The sequence below is a fragment of the Rhizobium vallis genome (genome assembly GCF_003985155.1).
Taxonomy (GTDB): domain Bacteria; phylum Pseudomonadota; class Alphaproteobacteria; order Rhizobiales; family Rhizobiaceae; genus Rhizobium; species Rhizobium vallis.
Genome location: NZ_ML133689.1, coordinates 61,274 through 78,366 on the forward strand (window position 1 = coordinate 61,274; position 17,093 = coordinate 78,366).

14 protein-coding genes are annotated in these 17,093 nt (G+C 59.0%); 10 read left to right on the plus strand and 4 right to left on the minus strand.

The features are described 5' to 3' along the window. Entirely contained in the window at positions 1-822 is an 822-nt protein-coding gene (locus EFQ99_RS13460) for a pyruvate, water dikinase regulatory protein (RefSeq protein ID WP_126921530.1), read from the minus strand. Positions 823-1,222: 400 nt separating this feature from the next. Here EFQ99_RS13460 and hemE point away from each other — a divergent pair, with 400 nt between their 5' ends. From hemE to EFQ99_RS13505, 8 genes are all read left to right on the plus strand, one after another. Next, positions 1,223-2,254 carry a uroporphyrinogen decarboxylase gene (hemE, locus tag EFQ99_RS13470; RefSeq protein WP_126921531.1) on the plus strand — a complete coding sequence of 344 codons (1,032 nt, stop codon included), beginning with the start codon at positions 1,223-1,225 and terminating at the stop codon, positions 2,252-2,254. 2 nt (positions 2,255-2,256) lie between these two features. Then, complete coding sequence (gene hemJ / locus EFQ99_RS13475) at positions 2,257-2,793, plus strand: protoporphyrinogen oxidase HemJ (protein ID WP_126921532.1); 537 nt, start codon at positions 2,257-2,259, stop codon at positions 2,791-2,793. 201 nt (positions 2,794-2,994) lie between these two features. Next, positions 2,995-4,260, plus strand: a complete 1,266-nt coding sequence (gene rho, locus EFQ99_RS13480; protein ID WP_003571435.1) for a transcription termination factor Rho — start codon at positions 2,995-2,997, stop codon at positions 4,258-4,260. 109 nt (positions 4,261-4,369) lie between these two features. Continuing rightward, complete coding sequence (mnmE, locus tag EFQ99_RS13485; RefSeq protein ID WP_126921533.1) at positions 4,370-5,683, plus strand: tRNA uridine-5-carboxymethylaminomethyl(34) synthesis GTPase MnmE; 1,314 nt, start codon at positions 4,370-4,372, stop codon at positions 5,681-5,683. A gap of 72 nt (positions 5,684-5,755) precedes the next feature. Beyond that, positions 5,756-7,633: a tRNA uridine-5-carboxymethylaminomethyl(34) synthesis enzyme MnmG gene (gene mnmG, locus EFQ99_RS13490; RefSeq protein ID WP_126921534.1), complete on the plus strand. Its 1,878-nt coding sequence runs from the start codon at positions 5,756-5,758 to the stop codon at positions 7,631-7,633. 24 nt (positions 7,634-7,657) lie between these two features. Next, a complete protein-coding gene (gene rsmG, locus EFQ99_RS13495; RefSeq protein ID WP_126921535.1) occupies positions 7,658-8,275 on the plus strand; it encodes a 16S rRNA (guanine(527)-N(7))-methyltransferase RsmG in 618 nt (205 codons plus the stop codon). A gap of 19 nt (positions 8,276-8,294) precedes the next feature. Beyond that, complete coding sequence (locus EFQ99_RS13500; protein WP_126921536.1) at positions 8,295-9,089, plus strand: ParA family protein; 795 nt, start codon at positions 8,295-8,297, stop codon at positions 9,087-9,089. Between the two features lie 29 nt (positions 9,090-9,118). Next, entirely contained in the window at positions 9,119-10,000 is an 882-nt protein-coding gene (locus tag EFQ99_RS13505) for a ParB/RepB/Spo0J family partition protein (protein WP_126921537.1), read from the plus strand. Here the strand turns inward: EFQ99_RS13505 and holA are convergent, their stop codons facing one another. The 3 genes from holA to leuS are packed head-to-tail and all read right to left on the minus strand — an operon-like array spanning position 10,001 to position 14,193. Next, positions 10,001-11,041, minus strand: a complete 1,041-nt coding sequence (holA, locus tag EFQ99_RS13510; protein ID WP_126921538.1) for a DNA polymerase III subunit delta — start codon at positions 11,039-11,041, stop codon at positions 10,001-10,003. A gap of 10 nt (positions 11,042-11,051) precedes the next feature. After that, positions 11,052-11,573, minus strand: coding sequence for an LPS assembly lipoprotein LptE (locus EFQ99_RS13515; protein ID WP_126921539.1), 522 nt, complete (start codon positions 11,571-11,573; stop codon positions 11,052-11,054). Continuing rightward, the gene (leuS, locus tag EFQ99_RS13520; RefSeq protein WP_126921540.1) at positions 11,563-14,193 is read right to left on the minus strand and encodes a leucine--tRNA ligase; all 2,631 of its coding nucleotides are present in this window, start codon (positions 14,191-14,193) and stop codon (positions 11,563-11,565) included. Before leuS ends, EFQ99_RS13515 begins: the two co-directional genes overlap by 11 nt. 200 nt (positions 14,194-14,393) lie before the next feature. Here leuS and EFQ99_RS13525 point away from each other — a divergent pair, with 200 nt between their 5' ends. Together EFQ99_RS13525 and EFQ99_RS13530 are read left to right on the plus strand one after the other, a co-directional pair. Beyond that, positions 14,394-15,053 carry a YggS family pyridoxal phosphate-dependent enzyme gene (locus EFQ99_RS13525; RefSeq protein WP_126921541.1) on the plus strand — a complete coding sequence of 220 codons (660 nt, stop codon included), beginning with the start codon at positions 14,394-14,396 and terminating at the stop codon, positions 15,051-15,053. Between the two features lie 80 nt (positions 15,054-15,133). Next, complete coding sequence (locus EFQ99_RS13530) at positions 15,134-17,044, plus strand: propionyl-CoA synthetase (protein ID WP_126921542.1); 1,911 nt, start codon at positions 15,134-15,136, stop codon at positions 17,042-17,044. The last annotated feature ends 49 nt before the right edge of the window (positions 17,045-17,093 follow it).

Consider the following 17,093-nt stretch of genomic DNA (forward strand, 5'->3'; position numbering starts at 1 on the left):
TTAGCGCAGCTTCGGGCGCAGGGCAACGATTGCCGCGGCGGTTTCCTCGATCGAGCGACGAGTGACGTCGATCAGCGGCCAGCTATGCCGGGCGCAGAGCGAACGGGCATATTTCAGTTCCTCGGAGATCGCGGCGCGATCGGTATAGTGTTCGCGGTCGAAGCCCTGCGTCGTCCCGAGGATACGGTTTTCCCGCACCTGGGAAATGCGGTCGGTGGTAGCGATTAGGCAGACGATCAGCGGCTTCGTTGCAGCAAACAGGTTCTCCGGCAAGGGTACGCCATAGACGATCGGAATGTTGGCCGTCTTGATGCCACGGTTGGCGAGGTAGATGCTGGTGGGTGTTTTCGAGGTGCGGCTGATCCCGATGATAACGACATCGGCGTCATTATAATCATCCGGCATCTGGCCGTCGTCGTGATCCATGGTGAAATTCAGCGCTTCGATGCGTGCGAAATAACCGGCATTCATCACATGCTGGGCGCCAACCCGACGGCGGGATGGAGCGCCGAGATAGATCTGGAACGCGCCCATGACAGGCTCCAGCACATTGACCGAGGCAACGCCCATTTCGGCGCAACGCTCATCGATGAGGCCCGCAAGCTCACGGTCGACGATCGTATAGAGCACGATGCCGGGTGCTTCATCGATCGCCTGCAAAACCGACAGCAGCTGCTTGCGATTGCGGATCAGGGGATAGACGTGTTCGATCGGCTGAGCGGATCTGAACTGGGCCGATGCGGCGCGGCCGGCAGAGATGAGAGTCTCTCCCGTCGAGTCAGAAATCAGATGCAGATGAAAGAAGTTCGTTCTGTTCTCCACGCTATTTTCCGCTGCCTGTTGAAAAGACTGGATGAAAGGGAGCTAGGGCGCCGGGGGGGTCCCGGGCAAGGGAAAACATGCCGCCTTATCCACATTTCGAATTTTGCAGATCGGTTTCATCGGGCCCTGTGGAAGACGGGGAACAGTTTGACTTCTTTAGAGCAGGTCCACAGCTTATCCACAAGCAGGAAGAAAATGACCCGCCCGGAAGAGACTGGAATCATTTTCGGATTCGGCTTCTCCTCAAACTCGGCGTGGAAGGAGCGAATCTTTTCGCCGATCTTTGTCCACGCGCGACAAATGGCATCGGCGGTGGATGGATTTTAATCCTTGATAGACACCGACTCTAAGAAATAGAAACCTTTTAAAATATCTTTGATTTTTTATAGGGAAGAAGCGCTTGAGCGACACGCGCCGAAAGATCATGAGGGTTCTCGACGGTGAAAGCCTCTCCCCTCCTCCTCTCTGGCTGATGAGACAGGCAGGACGCTATCTCCCGGAATACCGTGAGACACGGGCAAAGGCAGGAAGCTTTCTCGATCTCTGCTACACCCCCGATTACGCTGTCGAAGTGACATTGCAGCCGATCCGCCGCTATGGCTTTGATGCGGCGATCCTGTTTTCCGATATTCTCGTCATTCCCGATGCGATGAAGCGCAATGTCCGCTTCACCGAGGGTCATGGCCCTGAAATGGATCCGATCGACGAAGCGGGTATTGGAAGATTGGATGGGGAAGGGATCGTCGATTACCTCCAGCCGGTTCTGGAAACGGTGCGGCGGTTGCGCGATACGCTGCCTGGTGAGACGACGCTGCTCGGCTTCTGTGGGGCGCCCTGGACGGTTGCTACCTATATGATCGCCGGTCACGGCACGCCGGATCAGGCCCCTGCCCGTCTCTTCGCTTATAAGCATCCCCGAGCTTTCGAACATCTCCTGATGTTGCTGGCCGACGTATCGGCCGATTATCTCGTTGCCCAGATCGACGCCGGCGCCGACGCGGTGCAGATCTTCGATTCATGGGCCGGCGTTCTCGGCGAGAAGGAGTTCGAGGCTTTCGCGATCAGGCCGGTTGCGCGAATGATTGCTTCGATCAGATCGCAACGACCTCATGCCCGTATCATCGCTTTCGCCAAGGGCGCGGGCTACCAGCTGAAGACCTATCGGCAGAAGACCGGGGCGGATGCGATCGGTCTCGATTGGTCGGTGCCATTGGCTTTTGCCGCGGTGCTGCAGAAGGATGGGCCGGTTCAGGGCAACCTCGATCCGATGCGCGTCGTTGCCGGCGGGCAGGCGCTGGAAGAGGGCATCGACGATATTCTCCAGCATCTCGGCAATGGGCCGCTGATCTTCAATCTCGGTCACGGCATCACGCCGCAGGCCGACCCGGAGCATGTGCGCATGCTGGTCGATCGCGTGCGGGGTCTGAAGTGACGATGGAAAAGCAGACAGATCGGAATCCCGGCGCTTACGCCCGACGCCGCGCTCATTTTGCGCTGGCCTTCTTCGCGCTGATCGCGGTCGGACTTTTTGCCTGGAACCCCGATAATCTCTATCTCTGGATCAAGGCGCTCCACATCATTGCGGTCATCTCCTGGATGGCCGGATTGTTCTATATGCCGCGACTGTTCATCTACCACACCGATGCCGAGCCGGGGTCAGTGCAGTCTGAAACCTTCAAGGTGATGGAGCGCAGGCTGCTTCGGATCATCATGACGCCGGCGATGATGCTGACCTGGATTTTCGGTCTCTATCTCGCCTGGTCGGTCTATGGATTCCATGGCGGCTGGCTGCATGCGAAAATCGGTCTCGTCGTGCTTTTGACCGGAGTGCATATCTTTTTCAGCCGCGCGGTCAGGGCGTTCGAGCGCGATGAAAACCGCCGCTCTGCGCGCTATTGGCGGTTCATGAACGAGGCGCCGACACTGCTGATGATCCTGATCGTAATCCTCGTCGTGGTGAAGCCGTTTTGAGGCAAATCATCCCTCAGGTTAAATTTGCTTCATTTTAAGCAGCCCCCTTGCGGCAGCGATAACGAGTCGCTATTTTCCGCGCATCTCATCTTCGTGGCATGTGTGTAGAGTTCAGTCGTCTGCGAGCCCCTTTCGCAGTACCGAAAACGACCCAACATCGCCTTTCCCCTTCGAAATTGAAAAAAGAGTATTGGTCACTTCATGGCTGAAATGAAGCTTCAGGAACTTAAGAGCAAATCCCCGACGGATCTTCTGGCTTTTGCCGAGTCGCTCGAGGTCGAGAATGCAAGCACGATGCGCAAGCAGGAGCTGATGTTTGCGATCCTCAAGATGCTTGCCAGCCAGGATGTCGAGATCATCGGCGAAGGCGTCGTCGAAGTGCTGCAGGACGGGTTCGGTTTCCTGCGTTCCGCCAATGCGAACTATCTGCCGGGTCCTGACGATATCTATATCTCCCCGTCGCAGATCCGCCGTTTCTCGCTCAAGACGGGCGATACGGTCGAAGGCCCCATCCGGGGACCGAAGGAAGGCGAGCGCTATTTCGCGCTGCTCAAGGTCAACACCATCAATTTCGACGATCCGGAGAAGATCCGTCACAAGGTTCATTTCGACAATCTGACGCCGCTCTATCCGAACGAGCGTTTCAAGATGGAACTCGACATTCCCACATCCAAGGATCTGTCGCCGCGCGTGATCGATCTGGTGGCGCCGCTCGGCAAGGGCCAGCGCGGTTTGATCGTCGCGCCGCCGCGCACCGGTAAGACCGTGCTGCTGCAGAACATCGCGCATTCGATCACGGCGAACCATCCGGAATGCTACCTCATCGTTCTCCTGATCGACGAGCGTCCTGAGGAAGTGACCGACATGCAGCGCTCGGTCCGCGGCGAGGTCATCTCCTCGACGTTCGATGAGCCGGCCGTACGTCACGTTCAGGTGGCCGAGATGGTCATCGAGAAGGCAAAGCGCCTGGTCGAGCATGGGCGCGACGTCGTCATTCTGCTCGATTCGATCACGCGCCTCGGCCGCGCCTATAACACGGTCGTCCCCTCCTCCGGCAAGGTTCTGACTGGCGGCGTCGACGCCAACGCGCTTCAGCGCCCGAAGCGCTTCTTCGGCGCTGCGCGTAATATCGAGGAAGGTGGCTCGCTGACGATCATTGCGACGGCGCTGATCGATACCGGCAGCCGCATGGACGAAGTCATCTTCGAAGAGTTCAAGGGTACCGGCAACTCGGAAATCGTCCTCGACCGCAAGGTCGCCGACAAGCGCATCTTCCCGGCAATGGATATCCTCAAGTCCGGCACGCGCAAGGAAGACCTTCTCGTTCCACGCCAGGATCTGCAGAAGATTTTCGTGCTGCGCCGTATCCTCGCGCCGATGGGCACGACCGATGCAATCGAATTCCTCATCGACAAGCTGAAGCAGACGAAGAACAATTCCGACTTCTTCGATTCGATGAATACATAATCCTTAGCCGGATTCGTCTTTCAAGCTGGTGGTATCGTCGTGATGCCGCCAGCTTTTCTATTTAAGAGAGATCGATTCGGGCTCGAACCGATAACCGGACGGCACGGCCATGTTGAATGACACCATATATGCCCTTTCGAGCGGCGCGCCGCCTTCGGGTGTTTCTGTCGTTCGCATCAGTGGACCACTGACCAGAGATGTGTTGGTGAGCCTCATAGGATCTGTTCCCGTCGATCGAATTGCTACCTATCGAACGATTCGGACTCGTAACAACCAGCCGATCGATAGCGGACTGGTGCTGTTCTTTCGTGCGCCCAACTCGTTTACCGGTGAGGACGTTGCCGAGTTGCAGATCCATGGTAGCAAAGCCGTGCTGGCGGCGCTGTTTCACGCACTTGGTGATATCAAAGGCGTTCGGATGGCGGTGGAGGGCGAATTCTCCCGCCGGGCCTTCGAAAACGGCAAACTTGACCTCGTTGAGGTCGAAGGACTGGCCGATCTCATTGGTGCCGAGACCGAAATGCAGCGCCGCCTTGCCGTTGAACAGAGTGCTGGTGGACTTTCGGCAATTTATGATTCGTGGGCGGAACGATTGACGCGTGCAAGGGCCTTGGTCGAAGCGGAACTTGATTTCCCCGATGAAGACGATGTTCCCGGTTCCGTGTCCGATATGGTCTGGTCCGACATGGCGAAGCTTCACCGCGATATCGAGCAACATCTGCAAGCCGCCTCGGCGGGCGAGATCATCAGGGATGGTTTCAAGGTCGTCATCGCCGGCGCGCCGAATGCCGGCAAGTCGAGCCTCCTTAACGCCCTGGCCCGCCGCGACGTGGCGATCGTCACGGATATCGCCGGAACCACACGCGATGTCCTGCAGGCGGATCTCGACATCGACGGTTATCTGGTCAAGCTCTATGATACTGCAGGCCTTCGCGAGGCGCAGGACATGGTGGAGATGGAAGGCGTACGGCGCGCGCGGGTTGCGCTTCGCGATGCCGATCTTGTTCTTCTGCTGATCGACATGACGAATCCCGTGATACCCGAAGACTTGGAGCCGCGTTCTCCCCATGTTACTGTTGGGACGAAGAGGGATCTCATCGATACTGCCTCGGGCGAGTATGATCTGCGGATTTCGACCGCAACAGGGGATGGGTTGCCGGAATTGCGGCAGCTGATCGGTGACGTTGTGGCAAAGCGTTTTGGCGGACTGTCCATGGCAATCCCCAGCCGGCAGCGGCATAAGGGTTCGCTGGCGAAATGTTTGGCCGCGCTTGACCTGGCGATTTCGCAAACGGATGTGAATCTTGAATTGCGGACCGAGCAGCTTCGGATTGCCGCTGACTATTTGGGCAGGATCACCGGAAGAGTGGATGTGGAGCATTTGCTCGGGGTGATCTTCTCGGAGTTTTGTATCGGCAAATGATTCACGTGAAACCTTTCGAGGCCAGTAACCTCAGGTTTCACGTGAAACGTCTGCTGGAATTGGAGTCTTGGAATGACCGATAGAGTCTATGATGTCATCGTGATCGGTGGCGGCCATGCCGGATCGGAGGCTGCCAGCGCCGCCGCGCGCCTCGGTGCGAGAACCGCCCTGGTTACGCATAGACGTGACACGATCGGCGTCATGTCCTGCAACCCCGCCATTGGTGGGCTTGGTAAAGGCCATCTGGTCCGAGAGATCGACGCCATGGACGGCCTGATGGGCCGTATCGCTGATGCTGCCGGCATCCAGTTCAGGATGCTGAACAAAAAGAAGGGCGCAGCCGTCCGAGGACCGCGGACGCAGGCTGACCGAAAGCTCTATCGTCTGGCGATGCTTGCGGCAATCGAGGCAACACCGGGCCTGGATATCATCGAAGGCGATGCGTTCGACCTGGATGTTGTCGAGGGCCGCGTGGCCGGAGTGATCATGAAGGGTGGTCGCACCTTCAAGACGCCGGCAGTGGTTTTGACGACGGGTACGTTTCTCCGCGGTCTCATTCATATCGGCTCGGACAAGACTCCGGCCGGCCGCGTCGGCGAAGCGCCGTCGATCGGATTGTCCGCCACACTGGCACGGCTGGGATTGCGGCTTGGACGCTTGAAGACGGGCACGCCGGCCCGGCTGGATGGCAAAACAATCGACTGGCAATCCGTCGGGCGGCAGGGCGCCGACGAGGAGCTCGTTCCCTTCTCGTTCATGACTGATAAGATTACCACGCCGCAGATCGAGTGCGGTGTGACCCGGACAACCGAGGCGACCCATCGCATCATCGTCGATAACATCATGCGGTCGGCGATGTATTCCGGGCAGATCGAAGGCGTCGGGCCGAGATATTGTCCATCGATCGAGGACAAGTTGGTCAAGTTCGGCGAACGGGATGGGCACCAGGTCTTTCTCGAGCCTGAAGGACTGGACGACGACACGGTTTATCCGAACGGAATTTCAACGTCGCTGCCGGCAGAGGTCCAGGCCGATTTCATCAGGACAATTCCCGGCCTTGAGAGCGCAAGAATCCTTCAGCCGGGTTATGCCATTGAATATGACCATGTCGATCCGAGAGAGCTGACGCCCTCGCTGGAAGTCAAGCGGCTGAAAGGGTTGTTTCTGGCGGGTCAGATTAACGGCACCACCGGTTACGAGGAGGCTGCGGCGCAAGGGCTGACCGCGGGGTTGAATGCTGCGTTGCGAAGCAGCGATTCGGATCCGTTTCATTTTAGCCGAACAAACTCCTATATTGGTGTCATGATCGATGACTTAACGTCGCGCGGTGTTACGGAACCGTATCGAATGTTTACATCGCGCGCGGAATACAGACTGACCCTTCGCGCCGACAATGCCGATATGCGGTTGACGCCATTGGGGATGCAACTTGGTTGCGTGTCTGGTGAGCGCGCCCAGCGATTCACATCCTATCAGGCGGAAATCGAGGCCGGCCGGGCGCTATTGAATTCGCTGACAGCGACGCCGAACGAGGCACGACGTGCGGGTTTGAATATCAACCTGGATGGGCAACGCCGAACCGCATATGACCTATTGTCCTATCCGAACTATGACTTGGCCCAACTGCGGAAGGTTTGGCCTGAGCCCCTTTCGGCGATTGCGCCGAAGGTAGCAGAGGCCCTGGAAATCGAAGCGGGTTATTCGGTTTATCTGGATCGCCAGGCCATGGCCATCGTCGACCAGCAGCGTGACGAGCAGCGACAGATCCCGCCGGACTTCAACTACGCTGCCCTCTCGGGCCTCTCTAATGAACTCAAGGCGAAGCTTATTGCAGCTCAACCTTTTAACATTGCCCAGGCCGCCGTCGTCGAAGGAATGACACCCGCGGCGATCGCGCTCTTGCTGGTACATCTGCGTCGTTTGAACTCCTCTGCCCGGCATAGCGCCTGATACAAGATTTGAGAGTCCCTCATAATGGAATTAAACGGTTTACGTGTTTCACGTGAAACACAGGAGCGACTTCGACACTTCGCCGCGCTCTTTCAGAAGTGGGCCAAAACCATCAATCTGGTGGCTCCCTCGACACTTGACGATTTGTGGCACCGGCATATCGCGGACAGCAGCCAGATCTTTCAGATCCATCCAAAGCCCGTTAGCTGGGTCGATCTGGGAAGCGGCGGCGGTTTCCCCGGCGTCATCACGGCGATTTTCTTGGCCGAATTGCAGGACGGATGGGTGCACCTGGTCGAAAGCAACAATAAGAAGGCTGCGTTTCTGCGAACCGCGCTGCGAGAGACGGATGCGCGCGGAAGTGTGCATGCTGTTCGAATCGAAGACGCCTATGCGGAAATTGGTGAATGCGCGGCGATCTCGGCGCGAGCCCTGGCCGATCTTGATGGGCTTATCGGATATTCGGCGCCCTGGATGCTTGGCAAGGAAAATTGTCGCGGCTTCTTTCATAAAGGCCGGGATTACCTGAGGGAAATCGACAAAGCGCGTGGTCGGTGGGAATTCGATCTGCTAGAACATAAGAGCGCCGTCGAGCAGGAATCTGTTATTTTGGAAATATCAAATCTCCGGCGCTTGGTTTAACAGATCGGATATTGCGGCAATGGCTGGCGAACGACATCGGATTATCACCATCGCAAATCAGAAGGGTGGCGTTGGCAAGACGACCACCGCAATTAACCTGGCAACGGCACTTGCGGCCATCGGCGAACGTGTCTTGATCATCGATCTCGATCCGCAAGGCAATGCCAGTACCGGCCTCGGTATCGACCGTCGCAATCGCAAACTCTCCTCCTACGACCTGATGGTTGGTGATCACGGCGTTAGCGCGGTGACGCTGGAAACCGCAGTGCCCAATCTCTTCATCGTTCCGTCGACGATGGATCTGCTCGGCGTCGAGATGGAAATCGCGCAGGAAAGCGATCGTGTCTTTAAGTTGCGGAAAGCGCTGTCTTCGCCGGAAGCGATGGCGTTTTCCTATATTCTTTTGGATTGCCCGCCATCGTTCAATCTGCTGACGATGAACGCAATGGCGGCCGCCCACTCGGTGCTGGTGCCGCTGCAATGTGAATTTTTTGCGCTGGAAGGATTGAGCCAGCTGCTTGAGACTGTCAGCCAGGTTCGCCGAACCGTTAATCCAAGGCTAGATATTCAGGGTATCGTCTTGACGATGTTCGATGCGCGCAACAACCTTGCCCAGCAGGTGGTCAATGACGTGCGCACCCACCTTGGGGAAAAGGTTTATCATACGTTAATTCCCCGCAACGTCCGGGTTTCGGAGGCGCCGTCGTACGGCAAGCCTGCTATTCTTTATGATCTGAAATGCGCGGGCAGTCAGGCCTATCTGCAGCTGGCCTCCGAGGTTATCCAGCGGGAACGCCAAAGACTGGCTGCCTGATTCATTGCATGAGGTATAGGGTTTAGGTCATGAATGACGATGTATCGAAAAGACGCCTGGGCCGCGGCCTTGCCGCGCTGATTGGCGAAATGGATCAACCGGTCCCAGTGGAAGCGGATCGGGCTGTCAGCGCCGACAGGATGATTCCGATCGAATTCGTCAGCCGCAACCCTCGCAACCCTCGTCGTTTCTTCGATGACGCGGAACTACATGACCTTGCGAGTTCTATTCGCCAGCACGGTATCGTTCAGCCGATTGTGGTTCGGACGATGTCGCGGGATCAGTATGAAATCATAGCCGGCGAGCGGCGCTGGCGCGCAGCTCAGCTTGCCGGCCTTATCGAGATTCCTGTTATTATTCGTGACGTCGATGACAAGACTGCGCTGGAAATTGCGATTGTTGAAAACGTCCAGCGAGCCGACCTCAATGCGCTCGAAGAGGCTTTGGGCTACGAGCAGCTGATCGCGGAATATGGCTATACCCAGAACGATCTTGGCGAAATCATCGGCAAAAGCCGCAGCCATGTCGCCAACTCGCTGCGCCTGTTGAAGCTTCCTGATCCGGTGCGCGATCTGCTCGCGGCCGGAAGCCTGTCGGCTGGTCACGCCCGCGCCCTTGTTTCGACGCCCGATCCGGCAAGTCTTGCCCGTACGATTGTTGCCAAGGGCATGTCGGTGCGTGATGCGGAAAGGCTCGCGCAAAATAACATCAAGGCGCAATCGGAACCGCAGCAGTCAGCTTCGCGGCGCGATCAGAAGGATTCCGATACGCTGGCGCTGGAGCGCACGCTTTCCGACGCGCTTGGTCTTGATGTTGCAATCAATCACAAGGCAGGCGGCGGCCAGATCAAAATTTCCTACAAGTCCCTGGAACAGCTCGAAGAGATCTGCCGGTTGCTCGAAAGACGGTAATCAGGCTGATTTGCGACCGGATTGAAGTGTGGTGGAAAGAAGCGTTTGCATCGCGACGCTGTCTTCCAGCACCTGTCGCCGCCGGCTTTGCAGAATCGCTGCTTGCAAACGGTTGGATTCACGGGCAATGCTCTCCGCGGTCCAATGACGCAGCGCCTGCTCGATGATCGGTTTACGGCGGAAGTGCAGGTGCCGACCCATCGTCTGCATGATCTGCGGCGCTTGCAGGCGTTTTTCTTCCATCTCGGCGCGCATCATATCCAGAAGCTGGAACTGCTTCAGACATGCCTGCAGCACGAGAAAGATCGCGGTTTTTGAGCTGCTGATCTTCTGCATGGCATGCAGAAATGCATTCAGATCGCCGCCGAGGATGGCGTCGACGGCATCATCAACGGAGATCGCGCTGGCATCTCCGATTATTTCGGTAACGTGATGTTCTTCGATCGTATCGAGACCGCGACAATAAAGCGCAAGCTTTCGTACCTCATTGCGGGAAGCGATGCGGTCGCCGCCGATCAACGCCACCAGCGCCTGGCGCGCGGCGGGCGTAATGCCGAGCTTCTCCGCGCCAAGCTCGGCGTCGATCAAGCCGTTTAAAGCGCGGCTGTCATCGGCATAAGAAGGGATCGTCATGATGGCGCGTGCCGCTTCAGCGGTCTTGCGAAGCAGGGAACCCTTCTTGAGGTCGCCTGCCTCCACGATCAAATGAGCGGCTTCGAGCGGCTTTTCGGCCAGCAGCGCCAGCGAATCGACGAGATATTTCTCGTTTGCGGCACCACGGATCCAGATCAGCTTCTCGCCGCCGAACAGACCGATCGACTGGGCTTCATCGACCAGCCTCCCGGGATCTTTCTGCAGGTCGCCGATATCGAGTTTCGTCAGCGAGAAAGGATCATCGAGAGCGACGCCGGTCTTGCCGGCGAGCAGTCCCGCTCGCTCGGATACAAGGCCGCGATCCGGGCCGTAAATGACGAAGATCCGGTAGTTTCGCGCGGATTTCTGCAGAAAGCTTTCGAATTCGTGGGATTTTATCTCTGCCACATCCCCGCCCTCAGCGGCTGAGGGCGGCGGCGATATCGGCTCCTACGAATTCCGCTGCCTGATCCGCTGCGCGGTTTTCGGCATCGCGGATCGCCCTTTGCTTGGCGAATTCCTGTTCGGAGAAATCCACCAGGGCCGTGGCCTGGCGGCTGCCGGCCTTGATAACGTGGCCGTCGGCCGTGGCATGCAGCGTGTAGATGACGTTGACGGTCACACGACCGGCCTTCGAGGTATCACCTGATTTCGCGAGCAGCGTATCGGCCACAGCGGAAGCGGCGCGCAGTTCGACCTGATATTGCGGATTGACCGCTTCGCCGGCGCCACGCGAGGCGAGGAAGATTAGCCGGTTACGAACCTGCTGTTCGACGCGGGTGGTTGCCTGGGAAAAACCGACCGAGGAAAGCTTCTCAACGACGCCGGAGCTTTCGGAGTAAAGCGGACGAACCTGGCAGGCGGAGAGAAAAGCCGCGGAGGCAAGGATCATGGCGATGCCGGCATTGCGGACCAGCTTGCAAGCGATATCAGACGACAATGTTCACAATCCTTTGGGGAACCACGATGATTTTCTTCGGTGCCTGCCCGTTCAGCGCGTTCTTCACCGCCTCCAGATCCAGCACGGCGTTGGTGACGGCATTCTGATCTGCGTCGCGAGAAATTGTCAATTCAGCGCGCTTCTTGCCGTTGATCTGCACGGGCAGGACGACGTCGTTTTCCATCACGAGCGTCTCGTCGTAGCGCGGCCAGTCTGTGCGAGCCAGCAGTCCGTCATTGCCGAGCGCGGCCCAGCACTCTTCGGCGAGATGCGGGGTCATCGGCGCGACGAGCTGGATCAGGATCTCCGCGGCGTCCCGCACCGCCGCGCGATAGGCGGCATCACCCTCGCCGGTGGCGACCTTGGTCAGCGGCGCGGCCAGCGCGTTGACCAGTTCGTAGATGCGGGCAACGGCCTTGTTGAACCAGAGCTTGTCATAGTCGTTCTGGACAGCCTTCAGGGTCTTGTGCGCGACCTGCGAGATTACCAGCCCTTCCCCGTCGGCTGCCGGCGTAGGCGTTACGGCAGAGAGCGCGTCAGCGGCTTCGGAAATCAGACGCCACAGGCGCTGGGTGAAACGATGGGCGCCTTCGACGCCTGCCTCGGACCAGATGACGTCGCGCTCCGGCGGGGAGTCTGAAAGAACGAAGAAGCGGGCGGTATCAGCGCCGTAGGAGGCGATGATATCGTCGGGATCAACGACGTTCTTCTTCGATTTCGACATCTTCTCGATCGAGCCGATCGAGACTTCCTCATCGGTCGCCAGCAGGAAAGCGCGGCGTTTGCCGTCGAGTTCCTCGATGCGGATATCGGCAGGCGCTACCCAGTCACGGCTGGAGCCAGCGCCGCGGCTGTAAGTCTCATGGACAACCATGCCCTGGGTGAAAAGACCCTTGAAAGGCTCGCTCGCGGAGACATGGCCGGTCTCGCGCATGGCGCGGGTAAAGAAGCGGGAATAGAGCAGATGCAGGATAGCATGCTCGATGCCGCCAATGTATTGATCGACCGGCAACCAACGGTTAGCCGCCTCAGGATCTGTCGGCTTTCCTTCCCAGGGCGCGGTGAAGCGGGTGAAATACCAGCTCGAATCGACGAAAGTATCCATCGTGTCCGTCTCGCGGCGGGCATCCTTGCCGCAGTTCGGGCAGGAGACGTGACGCCAGGTCGGATGGCGGTCGAGCGGATTGCCGGGCTGGTCGAAGGTCACGTCTTCCGGCAGCTTGACCGGCAGATCCTTCTTCGGCACCGGCACGACGCCGCAAGCATCGCAGTGAATGACCGGGATCGGGCAGCCCCAATAACGCTGGCGGGAGATACCCCAGTCGCGCAGACGGAAATTGATCTTCCGCTCGCCCTGCGGCGCGTTGCCGAGCGAGGCGGCCGATAGCTGGTCGGCGACGATATTGAAGGCCTCCTCGGTCGTCTTGCCGTCGAGGAAGCGCGAATTGATCATCACGCCATCACCGTCATAGGCGGTGTCGCCCACCGTAAAGCTTGCGGCATCGCCATCGCCTGGCATGACGACGGGCACGACGGGCAAGCCGTACTTCCGGGCAAAGTCGAGGTCGCGCTGGTCGCCAGAGGGGCAGCCGAAGATCGCGCCCGTGCCGTAATCCATCAGCACGAAATTGGCGATGTAGACGGGCAGCTCCCAGGAGGGATCGAGCGGATGCCGGACGCGGATGCCGGTATCCAGGCCCTTTTTTTCGGCGGTCTCGAGTGCTGCGAGCGAGGTGCCGGCGCGACGGCACTCGTCGCAGAAGGCTTCGATATCAGAGTTCTTCGCCGCGGCATCCTTTGCCAGCGGATGATCGGCTGAAATCGCCAGGAAGGAGGCGCCGAACAGCGTATCTGGCCGGGTCGTATAGACCGTGATTTCGGTCTCGCCGGCCGGCGCCGTTTCCGGCACGATCTCCCAGCGGATCGTCAGGCCTTCCGAGCGGCCGATCCAGTTCTTCTGCATCAGGCGCACTTTTTCCGGCCACTGATCGAGCGTATCGAGCGCGTCCAGCAGGTCCTGGCTGAAATCGGTGATCTTGAAGAACCATTGCGTCAGTTCACGCTGTTCGACCAGCGCGCCGGAGCGCCAGCCGCGGCCGTCGATCACCTGTTCATTGGCAAGCACGGTGTTGTCGACGGGATCCCAGTTCACCTTCGACTGCTTGCGGTAGACCAGTCCCTTTTCCAGGAAATCCAGGAACAGATGCTGCTGGTGCTGGTAATATTCGACATCGCAGGTGGCGAACTCGCGGCTCCAATCCAGCGAAAGCCCCATGGCCTTCAGCTGCGCCTTCATCGAACCGATGTTCTGGTAGGTCCACGAGGCGGGATGCACGCCACGCTCCATGGCCGCGTTTTCCGCCGGCATGCCGAAGGCGTCCCAGCCCATCGGATGCAGAACATTGTAGCCGCGGGCGCGCTTGTAGCGGGCGACGACGTCACCCATGGCGTAGTTGCGAACATGGCCCATGTGAATGCGCCCCGACGGATAGGGGAACATTTCGAGGACGTAGTATTTTTCGCGCGGATCGGCGTTGTCGGTCTCGAAAACCTTGTCTTCGTTCCATTTCTGCTGCCAGCGGGGCTCGGCATCGCGCGGATTATAACGTTCGGTGGCCATGGTATTCGAATTTCCGGAAATCAGGGGAGTTGGCCGAGACCTTCACCATGAAACCACCGTAGCGTCAAGTTTTGCGGGCACCGCAGGCGTCCGATCTGCATGCCGGCCAAGCGATTTCGCGCAAGGCGGGTCTTGGCAAGCACAGAATGGCTGGTTAGTTCATTGCCAATCCTTTCATGCTGGTATGTCGAGGCGGAACGATGGAACTTCAAGAACGCTTGAACGAGGTGCGGTCGCGGATTGCGGCAGGCGAACACGAGGCGGGCCGCCCGACAGGTTCCGTTCAGCTCGTCGCCGTGTCGAAGACGTTCGAGGCGGATGCGATCCGTCCGGCCATCGAGGCCGGGCAGCGCGTCTTCGGCGAGAACCGCGTGCAGGAAAGTCAGGGAAAATGGCCTGATCTGAAGGCCGAGCAGCCTGATATCGAGCTACACCTGATCGGGCCGTTGCAATCAAACAAGGCGGCGGATGCGGTTGCACTTTTCGATGTGATCGAGACGGTAGATCGGGAAAAGATCGCCCGCGCGCTTGCCGAGGAGATGAAGCGGCAAGGCAGGACACCGCGGCTTTACGTCCAGATCAATACCGGGCTCGAGCCGCAGAAGGCGGGCATTGCTCCTGACGATACACCGGCTTTTGTCACCCTCTGCCGCGAAGAACTCGGCCTTTCCATCGACGGGCTGATGTGCATTCCGCCGGCGGAGGAAAATCCCGGTCCGCATTTTGCCCTGCTGGCAAAGCTCGCCCGCAAATGCGGCGTCGAAAAACTCTCCATGGGCATGTCGGGCGACTACGAGACGGCGATCGCCTTCGGCGCCACCAGCGTGCGTGTCGGATCGGCGATTTTCGGCGCGCGCTGATCCTGCTTTGGTCGGGCTTTCCGTCCCCCTCCTCCCCGCCTAAATTGACTGCAAGGCTTGCATATCCTGGGGAGGAGCAGATGCAGAACGGCTATTATCAGGTCTATGCGGCCTGGAAACGTGATCCCGAAGCCTTTTGGCGGGAGGCCGCTGCCGATATCGATTGGTTCAAGCCGCCGGAGCGGATATTCTCGCCCGACGACGGCGTCTATGGCCGATGGTTTCCAGGGGCCGAGACCAATACCTGCCACAATTGCCTGGATCGGCATGTGATTTCAGGATGCGGCAGTGAAACGGCGATCATTTTCGACAGCGCCATGACCGGCGAAAAGCGCCGTTTCACCTATGACGAGGTGCTTGGCGAGGTGAAGGCCGTCGCCGCAACGCTCCTCGAGCTCGGTATCGGCAAGGGTGACCGCGTGATCCTCTATATGCCGATGGTGCCGCAGGCGGTGTTTTCCATGCTCGCCTGCGCCCGCATCGGTGCGGTTCATTCCGTCGTTTTCGGCGGGTTTGCCGCCAGCGAGCTTGCGGCGCGCATCGACGATAGCGAGGCGAAGCTGGTGATTACGGCGAGCTGCGGACTCGAGCCCGGCCGCACCGTCGCCTACAAGCCGCTGGTCGACCAGGCGATCGAGATCGCGCGGGCGAAGCCTGAGCACTGTCTGGTGCTGCAGCGGTTGGAGCTTCGGGCCGATCTCGTCGGCGGTCGCGATCAGGATTTCGAGGTGGCGGTGGCGCGCCATCGCGGCGCCGAAATTGCCTGCGTTTCGCTCAAGGCGACCGATCCACTCTACATCCTCTACACCTCCGGTACGACGGGCCAGCCGAAGGGCGTCGTCCGCGACAATGGCGGCCATATGGTCGCGCTCAACTGGTCGATGCGGAATATCTACGGCTTGAAGCCGGGCGAGGTTTTCTGGACGGCTTCGGATATCGGCTGGGTCGTCGGGCATTCCTATATCGTCTATGCCCCGCTGATTGCAGGCGTGACCACGCTGATCTTCGAGGGCAAACCTGTGGGCACACCGGATGCCGGCGCATTCTGGCGGGTCGTTTCGGAACATCGCGTGCGCGTGCTCTTCACGGCGCCGACCGCTTTCCGCGCGATCCGGCGGGAGGACGGTGACGGCGAATTGATCCGTAAATATCCCATGCCGGATTTCCGCGCGCTGTTTCTCGCCGGCGAAAGGGCGGATCCGGAGACGCTGAAATGGGCGGAGCGCATGCTCGGCGTACCCGTCATCGATCATTGGTGGCAGACGGAGACCGGCTGGCCGATCGCCGCAAATCCGCTCGGCCTCGGCGCCCTTCCCGTCAGGTACGGTTCGCCGGCGCTGCCGATGCCGGGTTACGATATTGCAGTGCTCGACGATGCCGGCCATCCGATCGAGGCGGGAACGCTCGGCAATATCGTCGTGAAACTGCCGCTGCCGCCCGGCTGCCTGCCGACCCTCTGGAAGGCGGACGACCGCTTCCGATCGGCCTATCTCGACGAGTTTCCCGGCTACTACAAGACGGCCGATGCCGGCTATGTCGATGAGGACGGTTACCTCTTCATCATGTCGCGCACGGACGACATCATCAATTGCGCCGGTCATCGGCTTTCGACCGGAGCGATGGAGGAGGTCTGCGCGCGCCACCCCGATGTCGCGGAATGTGCGGTCATCGGCGTGAGCGATGCGCTGAAAGGGCAGACGCCCTGCGGTTTCCTGGTGCTGAAACGACATGTTTCCCGTGAAACGGCGGCGATCGAATCAGAGGTCGTGGCAATGATTCGCGAATCAATCGGGCCCGTCGCCGCCTTCAAGACGGCCATCACCGTTAACAGATTGCCGAAAACGCGCTCCGGTAAAATCCTGCGCGGCACGATGCAGAAAATGGCTGACGGCATACCCTGGAAAATGCCTGCAACCATTGACGATCCGGCGATTCTGGAGGAGATCGCCGAGGCGCTGCGCAGGCGTGGTTTCGGCTCGCTGCCAATGTGAAATTAAGCTTTCGATAAGCCTAATTGAGAAATTGTTAACCATGTTGCGC

Excerpts from the sequence above, each read along its gene's own strand:
- hemJ (WP_126921532.1), top strand. The coding sequence starts at position 2,257 with ATGGAAAAGCAGACAGATCGGAATCCCGGCGCTTACGCCCGACGCCGC.
- rho (WP_003571435.1), top strand. The coding sequence starts at position 2,995 with ATGGCTGAAATGAAGCTTCAGGAACTTAAGAGCAAATCCCCGACGGAT.
- mnmE (WP_126921533.1), top strand. The coding sequence starts at position 4,370 with ATGTTGAATGACACCATATATGCCCTTTCGAGCGGCGCGCCGCCTTCG.
- mnmG (WP_126921534.1), top strand. The coding sequence starts at position 5,756 with ATGACCGATAGAGTCTATGATGTCATCGTGATCGGTGGCGGCCATGCC.
- rsmG (WP_126921535.1), top strand. The coding sequence starts at position 7,658 with ATGGAATTAAACGGTTTACGTGTTTCACGTGAAACACAGGAGCGACTT.
- EFQ99_RS13500 (WP_126921536.1), top strand. The coding sequence starts at position 8,295 with ATGGCTGGCGAACGACATCGGATTATCACCATCGCAAATCAGAAGGGT.
- EFQ99_RS13505 (WP_126921537.1), top strand. The coding sequence starts at position 9,119 with ATGAATGACGATGTATCGAAAAGACGCCTGGGCCGCGGCCTTGCCGCG.
- leuS (WP_126921540.1), bottom strand. The coding sequence starts at position 14,193 with ATGGCCACCGAACGTTATAATCCGCGCGATGCCGAGCCCCGCTGGCAG.
- EFQ99_RS13525 (WP_126921541.1), top strand. The coding sequence starts at position 14,394 with ATGGAACTTCAAGAACGCTTGAACGAGGTGCGGTCGCGGATTGCGGCA.
- EFQ99_RS13530 (WP_126921542.1), top strand. The coding sequence starts at position 15,134 with ATGCAGAACGGCTATTATCAGGTCTATGCGGCCTGGAAACGTGATCCC.